Here is a 15,621-nt window from a genome sequence, read left to right as displayed (position 1 = left end):
CGTCTCCGGAAAACCGGTTGTACGGGTCGATAGCGTCATTTCATGCCTGATCCGCACTACGCCGAGCCTCGGCTCGCCCGGATCTACGACGCGCTCGACGCCGACCGGAGCGATCTCGTCGCGTACGCCGCGATGGTGGCGGAGTTCGGCGCGCGGCGGGTGCTCGACGTGGGCTGCGGCACCGGCGTGTTCGCCTGCCTGCTCGCGGAGCGCGGCGTCGAGGTGGTCGGCGTGGACCCCGCCGAGGCGTCGCTGGCGGTCGCCCGCGCCAAGCCGGGCGCCGATCGGGTGCGCTGGATCCTCGGCGACGCCACCGTGCTGCCGCCGCTGCCGCCGATCCGGGCCGACCTCGCCACCATGACGGGCAACGTGGCCCAGGTCTTCCTCACTGACGACGACTGGCTCGCCACCCTGCGCGGCGTGCGCGCGGCGCTGCGGCCGGGCGGCGTGCTCGCCTTCGAGACCCGCGACCCCGCCCGCCGCGCCTGGGAGGAGTGGAACCGGGCCCGCACGCACGCCGTCACCGAGATCCCGGAGGTGGGCCCGGTCGAGTCGTGGAGCGACGTCCTGGACGTCTCGGGTCCGCTGGTGACCTTCCGCCAGACGTACGTGTTCGCGGCCGACGGCGCGGTGCTCACCTCGGACTCGACACTGCGCTTCCGGGAGAGGGGGGAGGTCGGGCGCTCGCTGCGGGAGGCCGGCTTCCGCGTCGAGGACGTCAGGGACGCTCCGGATCGGCCGGGTCGCGAGTTCGTGTTCGTGGCCCGTGCCGCTGATGTGTGATCTGTCACAATTACCCGGAAGCTAAACATCTGATTGCGGGATCTCTTCCGCGTCAACCACTTGGGCCTCCCGCGCGTCGAACGGTCACGGCGGCCACGCTGACTCGGGAGGGCCCATGCTCCGTCGCATCATCAGGAACCGGCGTCCGGCGCCCAGACTCACCGGCATCAGCCTGGAGGAGGAGCTCGCGCTCCTGCGGGTCGAGCTGATGTACGGCCTGCGCGTCGACCGCGACGACTACCTCCGCATGAAGGCGGGTGAGCGCGAGGAGGTGGTGGCCCGGCTGCGCGGCCGCGACGCCGCCACGAGCGTGCTGGCGGAGCTGCGCGGCTCGCTGGAGCGCGCCGTCCACCCGGCAGGGCTCCGCGACCACCGCCCCGGCGAACCGGCCTGACGCCCCCGCGGCCGGGCAGTCCGGGGGTGGGAGCCCCGGCGTCCCGCGTCGCCTCACAGCCGGATCTCCGCCGGCCGTGCCCCGATGGCAGACCGAGCGGGTATCGGAGTCCGAGGAAATCGCAGGTCAAAGCCATTGCTCCGCCATGAGGACAGGTATTCGTGGCGGTCGGGTTATGCGTTCTTAGGTCTCTGGCCTGGTCGAATGCCCTTTCGGCAGGGAACACACACAAATCGGCGCGCCGGGTGCGTCCTATGCGGACTCGGTTTGCCCCTGGACGGCGATGCTTGCAGCATGGGCGTGGCTTTCCTGGAACAATGGCGGAGACCGGATAAGGTGACTGCTTCACCGCGGATGATGGGGATCGGCAACGGACGACACCGCGCCAGCCGGGGCGATTGGCGCGAGCGGAGGCGTGATGGCTCGTAGGTCAACCGTCCAGCACGGTCCTCGGACCACTGGCGGGCCCGAGCTTTCAGCACACCCCGACACCGGATACGACGCGCCGCCGCCGCGCAGGCCGCGGCGCGGCGGTTGGTCGGGTGGCGGCGGGCGGTGGCTCGTCTGGACGGGCCGCATAGTCCTGTGGGCGCTTATCGTAGTAATCGTGGTAAATGGGATCCGTGCCCCATTCGAGCGGTTTACCGGGCAAAACGCCGCCGCTCCGAATGAGTCTGCGCAAGTGGGCAGCGGTTTTCCCGACGACCAGGCCATGGCGTTCGCCGCCCAGTTCGCCGGCGTCTACCTGAATTTCAGCCCGGAAGACGCCGTGAGCAGGTCCAGCAAGCTGGCCGCCTTCGTCGCCGAGGGCATGGACCAGCAACTCGGCTGGGACGGCAACGGCAAGCTGGGCGCCGTCGCCATCCAGCCGTACGACATCGAGATCGCCGACGACGCCAACGCCGTCGTCACGGTGGCCTTCCAGTCCGGCCCGCGCAGGCTCCACCTGTCGGTGCCGGTCTACTACTCGGGTGGCGACGACGGCCGGCGGTTCGTCGTCTCGGGCTGGCCCGCGATCCTGCCCGCGCCCGCCCCCGCCCAGCTGCCCCAGGTGGCCGGGCCGGAGACCGACGACGCGGCGACCGCCGAGCTCAAGCCGCAGCTGGAGGGCTTCTTCCGCAACTACGCCTCTGGCAACACCGCCGAACTTCAGCGTTACGTCACCGCCGGCACGAGCCTGCCGAGCTTCGCCGGCGCCTTCAGCTTCGCCGAGCTCAAAAGCGTCGTGGTGCCTGTGGGGGGTGCCACAAGAGAGATCGAGGCGGTCGTGGTCTGGGTCGTGCCCGGCAGCGCGCCCGCGTCCACCGACCCCGACGTCACCGCCGAACCCGGCGTGACGGACGGCCGCCTCCAGCAGGCATACCGCCTCACAGTCGAGAAACAGGGCGACAAATGGTACGTCGACGACATCCGTGGCGCCGGTCGTGTCGTCGGATAACAGCGTCCTGCTGATCGGCACCCCCCGGGAGGACAAGAAGTGATCGTGAAAACCATATTGCTCAACCTGATCGAGATGACGCCGACACCCGCACCCACCGGCGTCAACACAGAAGGGCTCGCCGAGTTCCTGCGCGCGTTCTTCGCCCCGCTCTTCCTCGTCGTCGTGTCCGTGGTCGCGCTGTTCTTCCTCTTCACGCGCGAGATCACGCGGTTCGTGCAGTTCCTCATCCTGGCCGTGGCCATCGGAGTGATCTTCTACGTACCCAACATCATCGAGGTGACGGCCAAGGCGATCGCGGGTGCCCTCGGCATCCAGTAAGGGTTGAGACCACTCTCCTGTGGTCATGAACGAGCGGGTGGAGAGGAGGACCGCGTGGACCTGCCCACGTACACGAACATCTGGCGTATCGAGAAGCGGCTCTACAAGCTGTACGACCTACGGCTGCCCATGCCGCTCCCGATCGTCTGGATCGGCGTGTTCGTCGGCGTCTTCGTCCCGTGGTCGCTCCTGCTCTGGGTCATCGGCGTGCCGGTGGCGATGCCCTGGCACGTGCTCTTCCTGGTGCCGCCGGGCATCGTGACATGGCTGTCCACCCGGCCGGTCATCGAGGGCAAGCGGCTCACCGAGCTGCTGGAGTCCCAGCTGCGCTACCTGGGGGAGCCGAAGGCGTGGTACCGCCTGGCCTCCCTGTCGGAGCCCGACACCGTCACGTTCTCGGCCCGCGTCTGGCGTGCCTACCCCGTACGGGTCAAGGCCGCTCGCAAGTCCCGCAAGCCCGCGCGCAAGCGCGCGCCGGCGACGGGTCCGCGGCAGGTCCGGCCCGCGGTGGCCGCCGCCGCTGCCGCCGCGGCCCAGGCCCCCGTGGCGGCCGCCCAGCTCACGGTCACGGTGGCGGAGTCGGCCCGGCTTCCCGCCACCGCGGTGGAGCCCGCCCGCACGGGCTGGGGCTCCCGCACCCGGCCCGGCGCTCCTCCCGCCCTCCCGTCCCAGGAGCCCGCGGCTCCGCCCGCCGACGATTCCGCTCCCGTACGTAAGCGGGCCCACTCGGGCGAACCTGCCGCTTCCCGCATGCCGGTACGGGAGCTTCGCCTGGTTCGCGACACCGAGACGCCGGAGCGCGAGGCCGCAGAAGTGGAGCGTCAGCCGGTTTCCGGGGGCGGGACCGTACCGGCGGTTCCGCCGTCCGACGTGCCGCCCGCGGCTTCGCCAGAGGAGGACTCTCGCGCGGACACCGGCGGACGCAGGTCGCGCCAGGAGACCGGGGCCAAGCCGATCGACACCGAAGCGCTGCGGCGCCTCCGCAAGCTGGCCGCCAGCGCCGACGGGCCCCCGGCCGGCGCCGCGCGCCCCGCGCCCGAGCAGGGCCGGGAGGACGAGGCGGCCAGGAGTCAGCACCGCAAGGGGCAGCCGCCGAAGCTCAACCCCGCCCTGCTCGCCGAAGCACAGCGGAGCTGGGCGCCGCTGACCCCCGACTCCCGGCCGGTCACGTTGTCCCGGCCTCTGCGCGGCTCCGACCAGGCGTTCCCCACCAGACGAGACGAGCTCCCGAAGACAGCCGACACCTCCTCCGACCGGCCGTCCCCTCGTGAAGACAGCGCCCCCTCCGGGGAAGGCGCCGGTACGCCGGGTGGGCGAGTCTCCCAGCCGGTCGTACGGGAGTTCCCGCCCGAGGAGGTTGCCTCGTCGGACCTGCGGGATGGCGCGCCAGGTGCGGAGTCCCCGTCAGGGGAGGCCTCGTCAGTCGGGCGCGGTGGTGTTCCGGGTGCGGAGGGCCTGCCCGCGCGAGCTGGTACGTCGGGTGCGGAGGCACTTTCCGGGGAGCATGGCGGTAAGGATGCTGAGGGCTCGCATGAGATCCGAGAGGGAAAGGGTGCGGCGAGCGCTCCCGGTACTCCCGGGCCTGCCGAGCACGAGGGGGACGGCGCGACGGCGCGGTCCGAGCGTGCGCGCGAAGAGACCGGGGTCGTCGAAGAGCAGGACCTGTCCGTAAGCCAGGAGGGTGCGGGCGAGATACGCCTCGTGGTGGACACGTCGGTGCGGCGCCGCGGGCTTCGAGCGGTGTCCACCGCCCCCGAGCCTGCCGATCGCCCAGAGGCTCAGGCCTCCGGCGAGCATCCCGTACCGGACCCGGAGACGCGGTCCGAAGCAGGGCAGGACACGGACACCGCTCGCGGGCAAGAGACGCACGCTGGCGACTCGCACGACGCGCAGCGCGGGACGCGCGCTGGGAGCGGACGGGAAGCAGGTCCCAGGACGCGGGCTGGCGACCAAGGGGATGCACCCGCGGGGACGGGCGCTGGCGACTCGCGTGACGCGGAGCGTGGGACGCGCGGTGGGGATGGGCGGGAGGCACATCTCGGGACGCGGGCTGGCGATCGATGGGACGCACGCGCGGGGGCGGGTATGCCCGACTCGCGTGACGCGGAGCGTGGGACGCGCGGTGGGGATGGGCGGGAGGCACGCCTCGGGACGCGGGCTGGCGACCAACGGGATGCACCCGTGGGGACGGGCGCTGGCGACTCGCGTGACGCGGAGCGCGGGACGCGCGGTGGGGATGGGCAGGCGGCGCATCTCGGGACGCGGGCTGGCGACCGGCAGGACCCAAGCGCAGGGACGGGTGTTGGCGATTCGCGGGACGCACGCGCGGGGGCGGGCGCGCCCGATTCGGGGGACGCGGAGCGTGGGACGCGTGGTGGGGACGCCCGGGAGGGACGTCTCGGGACGCGGGCTGGCGATCGGCGGGATGCACGCGCGGGGGCGGGTGCCGAAGACTTGCGGGACGCGCCCTCCGGGATGCGTGACGGTGACTTGCGGGATGTGGAGCGCGGGGTCCGGGCTGAGGACGGGCGGGATGTGCGTGGGACGCGCGAGGGAGACTCGCGCGACGCGGAGCGTGGGTCGCGGGCTGGCGACCGGCGGGATGCGCAGCTTGGGACCGGGGATGAGCGGGACGCGTCTTCTGGCAAGCGCGCTGATGAAGCTGAGGGTGGGCGGGACCTGCGCGACGGTGGGGTGCGGGACGTACGGGGTGATGGGGGTAGGCAGGATGTCGAGGGTGCTGATGGGGTGATCGTGCCGGGGCCTCGGGCGGGGGAGGCCAAGGTGCGGCGGGTCGAGTCCGTCGTGGGGCGGGACTCCGGCGGGTGGCGGCGGGTCGCGCGGGTCGTGGTCGGCGGGAACGGGGTGCGCGGCGACGGGTCCGAGATCGACGAGGCGCGGGCCAGGAGCGTGTTCAGCGGCAGCCGCCGGATCGTGGTGCTGGGCTGCACGGGCGGCGCGGGTCAGAGCACGACGGCGCTGATGCTGGGTCACACGCTGGCCCACTACCGCGACGACCGCGTGGTGGCCGTCGACGCCAGCAGCGGCGCGAGCACGCTGAGCAGCAGGATCGAGCCGGAGACGCCCGAGACGCTGACGTCGCTGCTGGCCGGGCTGCCCCAGGTCGGCGGCTACCTGAGGATGCGCGGCTACACCACCCGCACCTCCTCGGGCCTGGAGGTGGTGGGCGCCGACGGCGACGCGGAGGCCGAGCAGCGGCTGGCCGACCGCAGTCTCTTCTCGGACGACCGGCTGGGCGACGCGCTGGCCCTGCTCGACCGGCACTACAAGCTGACCGTGATCGACCCGGCCGCCGCGCTGGCCGCCCGCGTGCTCCCGTACGCGGACCAGCTCGTGCTCGTGGTGCCCGCCAGCGAGGAGGCGCCCGAGGCGGTCGGGATGACGTACGAGTGGCTCGACGGCCATGGCTGCGCCGACCTGAGGCGGCGCGCGGTCATGGTGGTCAACGGGGTGAGCAGGCGTTCGATGCCGGACGTCGAGCAGGCGGAGGCGGTGGCCAGCGGCAGGTGCCGGGCCATCGTCAGGGTGCCCTGGGAGGACGACCTGGCCCCCGGCGGGGTGGAGGTCGTGGATCCCGGGCGGTTGCGCACGGCCGGCAGGAGGGCGTACCTGGCGCTCGCGGGGGTCGTGGTCGCAGGCTTCGCGGCACAGAGGATCCGACCTAGCGAAGAGGAGTTGGCGAGTGACCCCCCGGGCACGAGAATCGGTGAGCGTTAAGTGAACATCCGAGCAGGTCTGGCCCGTTCATGCGCTGAGGGGGCGGCATGAGCAGGGCGTCCCGTGCGCAGCAGCGCCTGGCCGTCCGCTTCTTCGACGACCGCATCCTGCTCACGGACACGTGCGCGTGGGCGTACTTCCGCCTTCCGACGGTCAGCTACGAGTTCGTCACGCCGGAGGAGCGCGAGGCGCTGGCCACCAACATCACGATCGCGCTGGCCGCGATCAGGATGCCCGACGCCGAGGTGCACCTGCGGGTGGCGCATCGGGCCTACCCGGCGGCCGAGTGGGCGATGGCGCTCAACGGCACCTCCGACGAGGGGCCTGGGTGGCGCGACTACCTGGAGGAGATGTACCGCCACGTCTGGGCCAAGGACTTCTGGACCAAGGAGGTCTATCTCGGGGTCCGGCTGGGGGCGCGGGGCAAGCAGCTCGGCGCGGGCGCGCTGGCCCAGCTTCTCGGGTTCTACCAGCGTACGGAGAAGGTGCTGGGCCTGGATGACGACCACGTGCCGGACGGCGAGATCACGCGCTGGACCGAACAGGCCGAACGGCTCGGGCGGGCACTCGCCTCCAGCGCCCTCTACGCCAGGCACGCCACCTCCACGGAGGTGGCGTGGTTGTTCCAGCACGCGGCGGCGGGCGGGCTCGCCGACGGGCCGCCGTCGGCCAGCCCGAAGCGGCGCTGGGGCAAGGGCGAGATCGAGGCGCTGGTCGAGGGGGAGATCCACAACGGCCGGTCGCTGCTGCGCGTCGTGCAGCCGCAGGGCGACTCGTACGTGGCCCACCTGTCGTTCGCGCGGTTCCCCGACCTGATGCCGTTCCCCGACGGCGAGCCGTGGATGCACTTCGCCGACCAGTTGCCGTTCCCGGTGGAGATCTCGTCCAGGATGCGGCTGATCCCGCCGGTGAAGGCGTCCCGCGACGTGGCGCGCAAGCTGGCGCACGCCCGTGACATGGACATCCACATCCGCGAGGCGGGCGCGGAGGCGCCGCTGGCGCTGGCGGAGCAGATCGACGCGGCCCGGATGCTGGAGCACGGCATCACCAAGGAGCGGCTGCCGTTCGTGTACGGGTGGCACCGGCTGATCGTGTCGGCCCCGACCGAGGACATCTGCGTGCAGCGGGTGGAGGCGGTCGTCGAGCACTACCGCGACATGGGCATCGACGTGGTGAACTCGACGGGCGACCAGTTCTCGCTGTTCTGCGAGTCGCTGCCGGGCGAGCGGGTCAAGATCAACGCCTATGCCCAGCGGCAGCCGCTGCGGACGATCGCGGGCGGCATGGCCACGGCGACCGTCGACCTCGGCGACCGGCTCGAACACGACGGCGAGGGCTGGCTGGGCCCCTACATCGGCGAGACCGTCGGCCGGGCCCGCAGCATCGTCCACTTCGACCCGCTGCTGGCCGCGAGCCGCAACCGGCCCACGGCGATCGCGATCACCGGCGAGCCGGGCGGCGGCAAGACCACGCTCGCGCTGCTGATGATCTACCAGATGGCGCTGCGCGGCGTCACGGTGGCGGTGATCGACCCGAAGGGCGACGCCGAGTCGCTGGTGCGGCTGCTCGACAAGCGGGGCCGCAAGGCGCGGATCATCCCGCTCGGGGCGGCCGCGCCCGGCCTGCTCGACCCGTTCTCGTTCGGCGACGACATCGCGGCCAAGAAGACGATGGCCACCGAGACGCTCCGGCTGCTGCTGCCGCGCATGTCGGAGGAGCGCGAGTCGGCCATGATCCAGGCGGTGGCGGCGGTGTCCAACCAACCGGACCCGTCGCTCGGCAAGGTCGTCGACCACCTGGAGCGGGCCGAGGACGCCGCGTCGAAGAACCTCGGCGCGGTGCTGCGCTCGATGTCCGAGATGCACCTGGCCAGGCTCTGCTTCGACCCGTCCGGCGGCGACCAGATCGACAGCGAGGGCTGGACCACGGTGTTCACGCTCGGCGGGCTGACCCTGCCGGACGTGGCCACGACCAGGGACGACTACTCCTACGAGCAGCGGCTCTCGGTGGCGCTGCTCTACCTGGTGTCCCAGTTCGCCCGGCGGCTGATGAACGGGCTCGACCGGCGCGCGCCCAAGGCCATCTTCCTGGACGAGGCGTGGGCCATCACCTCCACGCCCGAGGGCGCGAAGCTGGTGCCCGAGGTCAGCCGGATGGGCCGCTCCCGCAACACCGCACTGGTGCTCGTCAGCCAGAACGCGGGCGACCTGCTCAACGAGCAGGTGACGAACTGCCTGTCGTCCGTGTTCGCCTTCCGGTCGACCGAACGGGTGGAGGTCGACCACGTGATGTCACTGCTCGGGGTGGAGCCCCTGGAGGAGCACAAGGCCGTGCTCCGCTCGCTGGGCAACGGGGAGTGCGTGTTCCGCGATCTGGACGGCAGGGCGGGCCGCATCGGGGTGGACCTCATCTCGGAGGAACTTCTCCGTTGGCTCGACACGAACCCGACGCACGACAAACCCGACGGCGACGGGCATGATGATCTTCAGGGGGGCATCGGCAGGGCGCAGGAGGTGCGGTCATGAAGATCCGGCTACCCAGGCGGTGGGCGCTCGCCGTGGTGACGGTGCTGCTCGGCTTCGTCGTGGTGCCCGTCGTGATCGGCGCCACGTCGCCGGCCGCGGCCGCGCCCTGCGACCTGTCGGGCGAGCTCGCGCCCGAGGTGATCGGCAGCGGCGTCGACGGCATGATCCAGCCACCGGTCCCCGAGGGCGGCGCGGCGCAGCCCGTCACCAACTACGGCCAGTTCGGCATGTCCGGGCAGTTCTGGCACACGCACGAGCTGGGCTGCTCCGACATCGCCGCCGTACTCGGCAACTCCTGGGCCAACACGATCTTCCTGTGGGCCAAGGCCATCGACCGGCTGACCATCACGACGTACCAGGCCGCGGCCACCGAGGGACCGCTCCAGGCGATCAAGGACGTGGTCGACGACATCGTCACGAACCTGTCGCAGGCCATGTACTGGCCGTATCTCCAGCCGGTCGTCATCCTCGGCGCGATCTGGCTCGCCTGGTACGGGCTGATCCGCAAGCGGGCCACCACCACCGCCGAGGGCGTGATCTGGATGGTACTCGCGGTCACGGTCGCGACCTGGTTCCTCAGCCGGCCGCAGGACTTCACCGGGCTGGGCAAGGTCGTCACGGACAAGACCGGCGAAGTGGTCAACTCCGCCTTCTCCGGCCTGCCCGGCGCGGGCGGCGCGTCCTGCCTCCCGCCGCCCGGCGAGACCAACCCCCAGGTGCGGGCCGGCGGCTTCGGGCAGAACGGCACGCCCGGCGTCGACCAGAACGCCGACGCCCTCTGGTCCACGCTGGTGTGCAAGCCGTGGCTGATGGGCATGTTCGGCACCGCCGACCCCAACCAGCCGATCGTGCGCGACTTCGGCCGGGTCATGCTGGAGACCCAGTCCATCCCGGCCGCGACGGCCGAGAATCCTGCTCCCGACGTGGGCGCCCACCAGGCGAAGTACGCCGAGGTCGCCGACAAGCTGAGAAACGACTCGCGCTACTTCATCTTCTCCGGCCGTGACTGGACGAGCCGGCTCGGCGTGGCCATCGGGGCGCTGATCGCCGCCATGGTGGCCGGGGTGCTCATCTTCCTGGTGGCGGTGTCGCTGCTGGTGCTGAAGGTGGGCTTCCTGCTGTTGCTGATACTCGGGCCGGTGTTCCTGCTCATCGGCGTGCATCCGGGCAGCGGGCGGATCATCGCCATGCGCTGGGTGGAGATGCTCGTCGGCACGCTGCTCCGGCAGGCCGTGCTGGCGCTCGTGCTCGGGGTGCTCGTGTACGGGTACGCGCTGATCATCTCGACGGCGATGCCGTGGGGGCTGCAGATCCTGTTCATGGCGTTGCTGACGATCGCGGTGTTCTTCTACCGCAGACCGTTCCAGCACCTGTTCGCCTCGATCAACGGGCACACGCTCGCCACCCGGATGCTCGGCGAGGCGGCCAGTTCGCGGACCTTGGAGCGCTCGGCGAACGTGCTGCCGCCGGTGGCGTCGGCGCGGATCGGGCGCTGGGGAGTGCGCAAGGCCGAGCCGCTCATCACGGCCGCGGCGTCCGGAGGGGTGGCCGGCGCGGCCGCCGCCGGGGTCGCCCAGGGGCGGGCCAGGGGCGAGGAGGGCGAGGGCGCCTCGGGCGTGCGCGTGCCCGCGCCGCTGGACAAGGAGCAGCAGGGCGCCAAGGGCGTCGGCAGGGGCGTGCCCGAGGCACGCAAGGGCGACGCGCCGCCGCTCAACCTGAGCGGGGCGAACGGGCGGGGCGGCGCTGCCGGGCGCGGTCCCGTACGGTCGGGCGCCGGCGCGGGCGGAGCCCGGGCGGCCGGTGGTCCCCGGGGCTCGGGCGGCTCCGGTTCGGGCGGCCCCCGGGTTTCCGGCGGGTCCGGAGGCGGTGGCGCCGGTGGGTCCGCCGGCTCGGGTGCGTCCGGCGGGGGCGGTTGGTTCGGCGGTGCCGGTGGTGGCTGGGCGCCGCGCGGCGGGGCCTCGTCGAGCGGTTCGCGCTCGCGCTTCGGCGGGTCGGGTGGCTCTGGCGGGTCCGGTGGCTCGCGGTCCGGGGGTTCCGGATCGGGCCGGTCGCGGTCCGGCGGCGGGTCGTTGTTCGGCGGATCGGGCGGATCGGGCGGCTCGGGCGGTTCCGGGTCGGGTCGGTCGCGGTTCGGCGGGTCCGGTGGCGGTTCCGGTTCCGGTGGGTCGTTGTTCGGCGGCGGGTCGCGGTCCGGCGGGTCACGGTCCGGGCGCTCCCGGTGGAGCGACAACGGCTCCTCCGGCGGCGTCTTCGGCCGCAACCCCGACGGCCGCGTCTTCGGGGGCGGCTCGGGAGGCGGGTTCTTCGACCGCTCCGACTCCGACCGGCGCGGCTCCGAGCCGCCGCCGCTGTGGGGCAGCGGCTCGCGCAGGAGCGAGCCCGAGGTGCCCTTCTGGCTCAACCCCACCAACCCCGACAAGGACTAGACCGTGGCGCAGCCGGGTGACAGGCGAGGGCTGGTCTTCGCCGCCATCGTGGTGGTGGTCGCCGCCGTCGGCCTCTACCTGACCATGTGGCCGGACTCCCGCGAGCCCGCCGCCGAGGAGCGGGCCGCGCCCCGTACCACCACCTCGCCCGTCATCCCGGCCACGCCGCTGGCGACCGCCAGCGGCGCGCCGTTCGACGTCTACGCCTACCTGCCCATGTCGAAGGAGCAACTGGCCGCCGCCGCCGATCTGGCCGAGCGGTTCACGGCCGAGTACGCGACGTTCCGCCATGACGAGGATCCGGCCGCGTACGCGGCCCGGGTGCGCCGCTACACCACGGCCGACCTGGGCAACGTGCTCGCCCGTACCCTCACCTCGCCCGGCACCGTGGAGCAGAACCGCGCCGACCAGGTGGTCTCCACGGCCACGGCGAAACTCCGGGAAATCAGGCAGATCGAGAAGGCGTCCATCGTGTTCGTGGTCTCCGGAACGCAGCAGATCACCGCGAAGAGCGGCACCCGGCAACTGTCAGGGGACTACGCGGTCACGGTCAGCCAGCTCGGCTCCGACTGGCGTGTGTTCGACCTCCAGCCGGCGAGCGAGGGCCAGGAGGGGGACACCCAGGGGTGAACCGGACCCGGGCCGTCGTCGCGGCCGTCGTCGCCGGGGTGCTCGTGCTGCTCCTGGCCATCATCTCGCCGATGCTGATGACCTCGATCCCCTCGATCATCGGCTCCGGCGGCGAACTGCCCGACTGCACCGACGACGGCGCCGGCGTGCAGGAGGCGTCCGACTCGGCCGCCGCGGACATCCCGTCCGAATACCTGAAGCTGTACAAGGAGCACGGGGAGAAGTTAGGGGTCCAGTGGACGATCCTGGCCGCCGTGGGCAAGCGTGAGACCGATCACGGCCGGTCCACCCTGCCGGGGGTGAAGAGCGGCACCAACTACGCCGGGGCGGCCGGGCCGATGCAGTTCCTGATCAGCACGTGGGGCGGCAAGGCCAGGATCCCGGTGTCGTCGCGGTTCAACGGCTACGCCTCCGACGGCGACGGTGACGGCGTCGGCGACGTCTACAACCCGGCCGACGCGATCCTCGGGGCGGCCAAGATGCTCAAGCGCAACGGCGCCCCGGAGAACGTGCGGCGGGCGCTGTTCGTCTACAACCGCGCCTGGTGGTACGTCGACCAGGTCGAGGAGATCGCCCGCAAGTACGCCGAGTCCGGGGAGGTCGAGGTGCCGCCGGAGGCTGACGACGCGTGTGACGAGCCGCTGGTCGAGGCCGCGCCCAGCGACGTGGTGGCCAAGATTCTCGGCTTCGCGCTGGACCAGCGCGGCAAGCCGTACCTCTGGGGCGGCACCGGGCCGGACGCGTTCGACTGCTCGGGCATCATCTACGCCGCGTACCGGCACGCCGGGCTGTCGATCCCGCGCACCACGTTCGGGCAGTGGCCGTTCGGGGTGAAGATCCAGCAGGGCGACGAGCAGCCGGGCGACCTGGTGTTCTTCGACTCGGGGCCGGGCACGGGACCGGATCGGCCGGGGCACGTCGGGCTGGTCGTGTCGAAGGGCAAGATGGTGGAGGCGCGCTGCCGCCTGTGCGGGCCGATCAAGGTGACCAGTTACGAGGGCCGCGACAAGATCGTGGGCTTCACCCGGCCGCTGCAGAACCCCGACGTGCAGGGCCAGTTCGCCAAGCTGGGGGATCCCGCGCTATGACGGTGATCGTGGTGGCCGCGGTGATCGTCGGTCCGGGCGGTCGGGTGCTGGCCGCGCAGCGGGCCGAGCCGCCGGCGCTGATGGGCGGGTGGGAGTTCCCCGGCGGGAAGGTGGATCCCGGGGAGGGCGAGATCGAGGCCCTCGTCCGGGAGTGCCGCGAGGAGCTCGGCGTGGAGATCGAGGTGGGCGAGCGGGTGGGCGGCGACTGGCCGCTGTCCACCGGCGGCTACGTGATGCGCGCCTGGCTGGCCCGCGTCGCCTCGGGCACGCCGCAGGCCCGTGAGCATCTGGCGTTGCGGTGGCTGGAACCCGGGGAGTACTACGACGTGGCCTGGCTGGCGGCGGACCTGCCTCTGATGGAGGCGGTGGAGAAACTCCTCGCACAGGATTGAGACGTCGCTCTCAGTGACATAACGATTACTAAGCGTTATTTCGTCGCGTCTGGGGGAGGCGTCACGATGAACCGTGGCTGGATGGTGGCCGGGGTCCTGGCCCTGGTGGCGGCCCCGGTCGTGCCCGCGGCAGCGGCGGGCGTGGCCATGGTGCTGGAACGGGTGGATGATCCCGCCGGCATGGTCAGGTGGATCAGGACGGGCGACGTGCTCCGGTACGAGGTGCGGCTGAGCGGCATGGCCGAGGACGCGAGCCTGGCGGTGGCGGCGACGCCCGTGCACTCGCTCACCGGGCTGTCCTGTGCTCGTCATGTCCCTCCACCCGACACGCCCGACCCCGGGGGCGCGGAGATCACCGCTCGGGCGCTGGCCGCCCGCGCGCTGACCGCGCCCGATGGGGTGGCGGTGCCCGGGGCGCAGGCGTGCCACTTGGGTGACGTCTCGTCGGAGAAGGCCGTACAGGTGGTGCTGTCCGTGCCGTCGGGCGCCGAGGAGGTGGAGGTGGCGGCGGTGGCCCGGCTGCGTGAGGGGGACGGCGGCCTGACGACCATCCTGCGCACCGCCACCACTTCCGTCGCCGATGAATCCTCCACCATGAACGGCCCCGCGGCCCCCGTCCCGGACCCGTGGGATGAGTCGCGGGACCCGCGCGCCGTCGAAGAGCGGGAGTTCGGCCGCTGGGAGGCGGGCGAGCGCGCGCGGCGCGAGACGTGGCAGGAGTGGCCCGGCGACCGGCGGCGGATGCGCGCCGCCGAGCCGGCGCGCCGGCCCGAGTACGGGGAGGACAGGGCGGCCTGGCGACCTGAGCGGGGGACTGGCTGGGAGAGGTCGGCGCGTGACCGCGAGGGTCACGTGGCCGAGCCTGGTCACGTGCGTGACCGCGAGGGTCACGTGGCCGAGCCTCGTCGCGTGCGTGACCGTGAAGGTTTCGGTCGCGCGGCCGAGTTCGGTGGAGCGCGTGACGCCGGGTCGGCGCGTGAGCCCAGGGGCGGGGAAGATGGCGCGGCCGGGCGAGGTGCGTGGGAGATCGGCTGGGAGGTGCCTGACGACGAGTCGGCGGGTGCTCCCGAGGGCTTGGGCCGCGCGGCGGAGCCGGATCGAGCGCATATGGCCGGGCCGGCGCGTCAGCCTGGGGCTCGGGAGGATCGCGCGGCCGGGCGAGGTGAGCAAGGGTCTGGCCGGGGGGCGCCTGGCGCGGAGTCGGCGCCTGAACTCGGGGACCTGGGCCGTCCGGTCGAGCCTGGTCGGGTGAACGACGCCGAGTCGGCGCGTCAGCCTGGGGACCAGCGGGGCGGTGCGAAGGCGGTGGAGTCGCGTGACCGGTCCGGACGGCCTGAGGCCGGTAAAGGCCGGGAGGAGCACGGGCGGGCCGGTAAGGGTTGGGGAGAGCGCGGGCGTGAGGCTGGTAAGGGCGCGGAGGAGCGCGGGCGTGAGGTCGGCAAGGGCGCGGAGGAGCACGGGCGTGAGGCCGGTAAAGGCGCGGAGGAGCACGGGTGGGGGGCCGAGCTTCAGGAGCCTTCGCTGGAGGACGGGGCCGGCGAGTGGCCCGCGGCTCCGGATCGGACGCATCAGCATGGCGAGGTGAAGCTGCCCGAGGTGGCTCCGCCGCCGGTCGAGGCCGCGCAGGAGGTGGTTCCCGGGGCGCCGCTGCCGAGGACCGTCGACGGGGCGCAGGTGAGTGTACGAGCCGCGGAGAGGACGAATCCGCTGGCCGGGGTCGGCGGGTTGCCGTACGTGGCGGGCGGGATCGGGGTGTTGCTCGTGGGACTCTGGGCAGTCGCCAAGGCACAGGCCCGGCGAATGCGGAGAAAGGTATTCTAGATCCGTCTTTACTGTTCCTTTGACCCGACTAGTATTCCCTTGACCGTGGATTCGCCAATCGCGGA

General features: G+C 72.3%; 11 protein-coding genes and 1 pseudogene. All 12 read left to right on the top strand.

All coding sequences use genetic code 11. From position 1 onward, the window contains the following. Positions 1-42: 42 nt before the first annotated feature. The 12 genes and pseudogenes from ABD999_RS24740 to ABD999_RS24685 all read left to right on the top strand — a co-directional run bounded on the left by ABD999_RS24740 (position 43) and on the right by ABD999_RS24685 (position 15,556). A complete protein-coding gene (locus ABD999_RS24740) occupies positions 43-783 on the top strand; it encodes a class I SAM-dependent methyltransferase (RefSeq protein ID WP_271279159.1) in 741 nt (246 codons plus the stop codon). Positions 784-898: 115 nt separating this feature from the next. Continuing rightward, positions 899-1,177: a hypothetical protein gene (locus ABD999_RS24735; protein ID WP_148029202.1), complete on the top strand. Its 279-nt coding sequence runs from the start codon at positions 899-901 to the stop codon at positions 1,175-1,177. Between the two features lie 682 nt (positions 1,178-1,859). Next, positions 1,860-2,615, top strand: coding sequence for a conjugal transfer protein (locus ABD999_RS24730; RefSeq protein WP_271279158.1), 756 nt, complete (start codon positions 1,860-1,862; stop codon positions 2,613-2,615). 75 nt (positions 2,616-2,690) lie between these two features. Then, the gene (locus ABD999_RS24725) at positions 2,691-2,936 is read left to right on the top strand and encodes a hypothetical protein (protein ID WP_231619207.1); all 246 of its coding nucleotides are present in this window, start codon (positions 2,691-2,693) and stop codon (positions 2,934-2,936) included. Positions 2,937-2,990: 54 nt separating this feature from the next. Then, positions 2,991-3,239: pseudogene (locus ABD999_RS43980) on the top strand (conjugal transfer protein); the annotation flags it as partial. Positions 3,240-5,690: 2,451 nt separating this feature from the next. Further along, positions 5,691-6,674 carry a MinD/ParA family ATP-binding protein gene (locus tag ABD999_RS24715; RefSeq protein ID WP_271280347.1) on the top strand — a complete coding sequence of 328 codons (984 nt, stop codon included), beginning with the start codon at positions 5,691-5,693 and terminating at the stop codon, positions 6,672-6,674. 47 nt (positions 6,675-6,721) lie between these two features. Next, on the top strand, positions 6,722-9,199 hold the full coding sequence (locus ABD999_RS24710) for an ATP-binding protein (protein WP_148029206.1): 2,478 nt from the start codon (positions 6,722-6,724) through the stop codon (positions 9,197-9,199). Beyond that, on the top strand, positions 9,196-11,625 hold the full coding sequence (locus ABD999_RS24705) for a type IV secretion system protein (RefSeq protein ID WP_345482901.1): 2,430 nt from the start codon (positions 9,196-9,198) through the stop codon (positions 11,623-11,625). The genes ABD999_RS24710 and ABD999_RS24705 overlap by 4 nt, the downstream gene beginning before the upstream one ends. 3 nt (positions 11,626-11,628) lie before the next feature. After that, positions 11,629-12,255, top strand: coding sequence for a hypothetical protein (locus ABD999_RS24700; RefSeq protein WP_271280377.1), 627 nt, complete (start codon positions 11,629-11,631; stop codon positions 12,253-12,255). Further along, entirely contained in the window at positions 12,252-13,343 is a 1,092-nt protein-coding gene (locus ABD999_RS24695) for a C40 family peptidase (protein WP_271280378.1), read from the top strand. Before ABD999_RS24700 ends, ABD999_RS24695 begins: the two co-directional genes overlap by 4 nt. After that, on the top strand, positions 13,340-13,735 hold the full coding sequence (locus ABD999_RS24690; RefSeq protein WP_148029209.1) for a (deoxy)nucleoside triphosphate pyrophosphohydrolase: 396 nt from the start codon (positions 13,340-13,342) through the stop codon (positions 13,733-13,735). The genes ABD999_RS24695 and ABD999_RS24690 overlap by 4 nt, the downstream gene beginning before the upstream one ends. Positions 13,736-13,801: 66 nt before the next feature. Next, the gene (locus tag ABD999_RS24685; RefSeq protein ID WP_271280379.1) at positions 13,802-15,556 is read left to right on the top strand and encodes a hypothetical protein; all 1,755 of its coding nucleotides are present in this window, start codon (positions 13,802-13,804) and stop codon (positions 15,554-15,556) included. Positions 15,557-15,621: the final 65 nt, after the last annotated feature.

The organism is Nonomuraea ferruginea (assembly GCF_039540635.1).
Classification (GTDB): Bacteria; Actinomycetota; Actinomycetes; order Streptosporangiales; family Streptosporangiaceae; genus Nonomuraea; species Nonomuraea ferruginea.
The sequence above is the reverse complement of the archived record's forward strand: the minus strand, read 5'-3'. Positions and strand labels throughout refer to the sequence as shown.

What these genes read in the sequence shown, in the direction of transcription:
- ABD999_RS24740 (WP_271279159.1), top strand. Translation starts at nt 43, where the DNA reads ATGCCTGATCCGCACTACGCCGAGCCTCGGCTCGCCCGGATCTACGAC.
- ABD999_RS24735 (WP_148029202.1), top strand. Translation starts at nt 899, where the DNA reads ATGCTCCGTCGCATCATCAGGAACCGGCGTCCGGCGCCCAGACTCACC.
- ABD999_RS24725 (WP_231619207.1), top strand. Translation starts at nt 2,691, where the DNA reads ATGACGCCGACACCCGCACCCACCGGCGTCAACACAGAAGGGCTCGCC.
- ABD999_RS24710 (WP_148029206.1), top strand. Translation starts at nt 6,722, where the DNA reads ATGAGCAGGGCGTCCCGTGCGCAGCAGCGCCTGGCCGTCCGCTTCTTC.
- ABD999_RS24705 (WP_345482901.1), top strand. Translation starts at nt 9,196, where the DNA reads ATGAAGATCCGGCTACCCAGGCGGTGGGCGCTCGCCGTGGTGACGGTG.
- ABD999_RS24690 (WP_148029209.1), top strand. Translation starts at nt 13,340, where the DNA reads ATGACGGTGATCGTGGTGGCCGCGGTGATCGTCGGTCCGGGCGGTCGG.
- ABD999_RS24685 (WP_271280379.1), top strand. Translation starts at nt 13,802, where the DNA reads ATGAACCGTGGCTGGATGGTGGCCGGGGTCCTGGCCCTGGTGGCGGCC.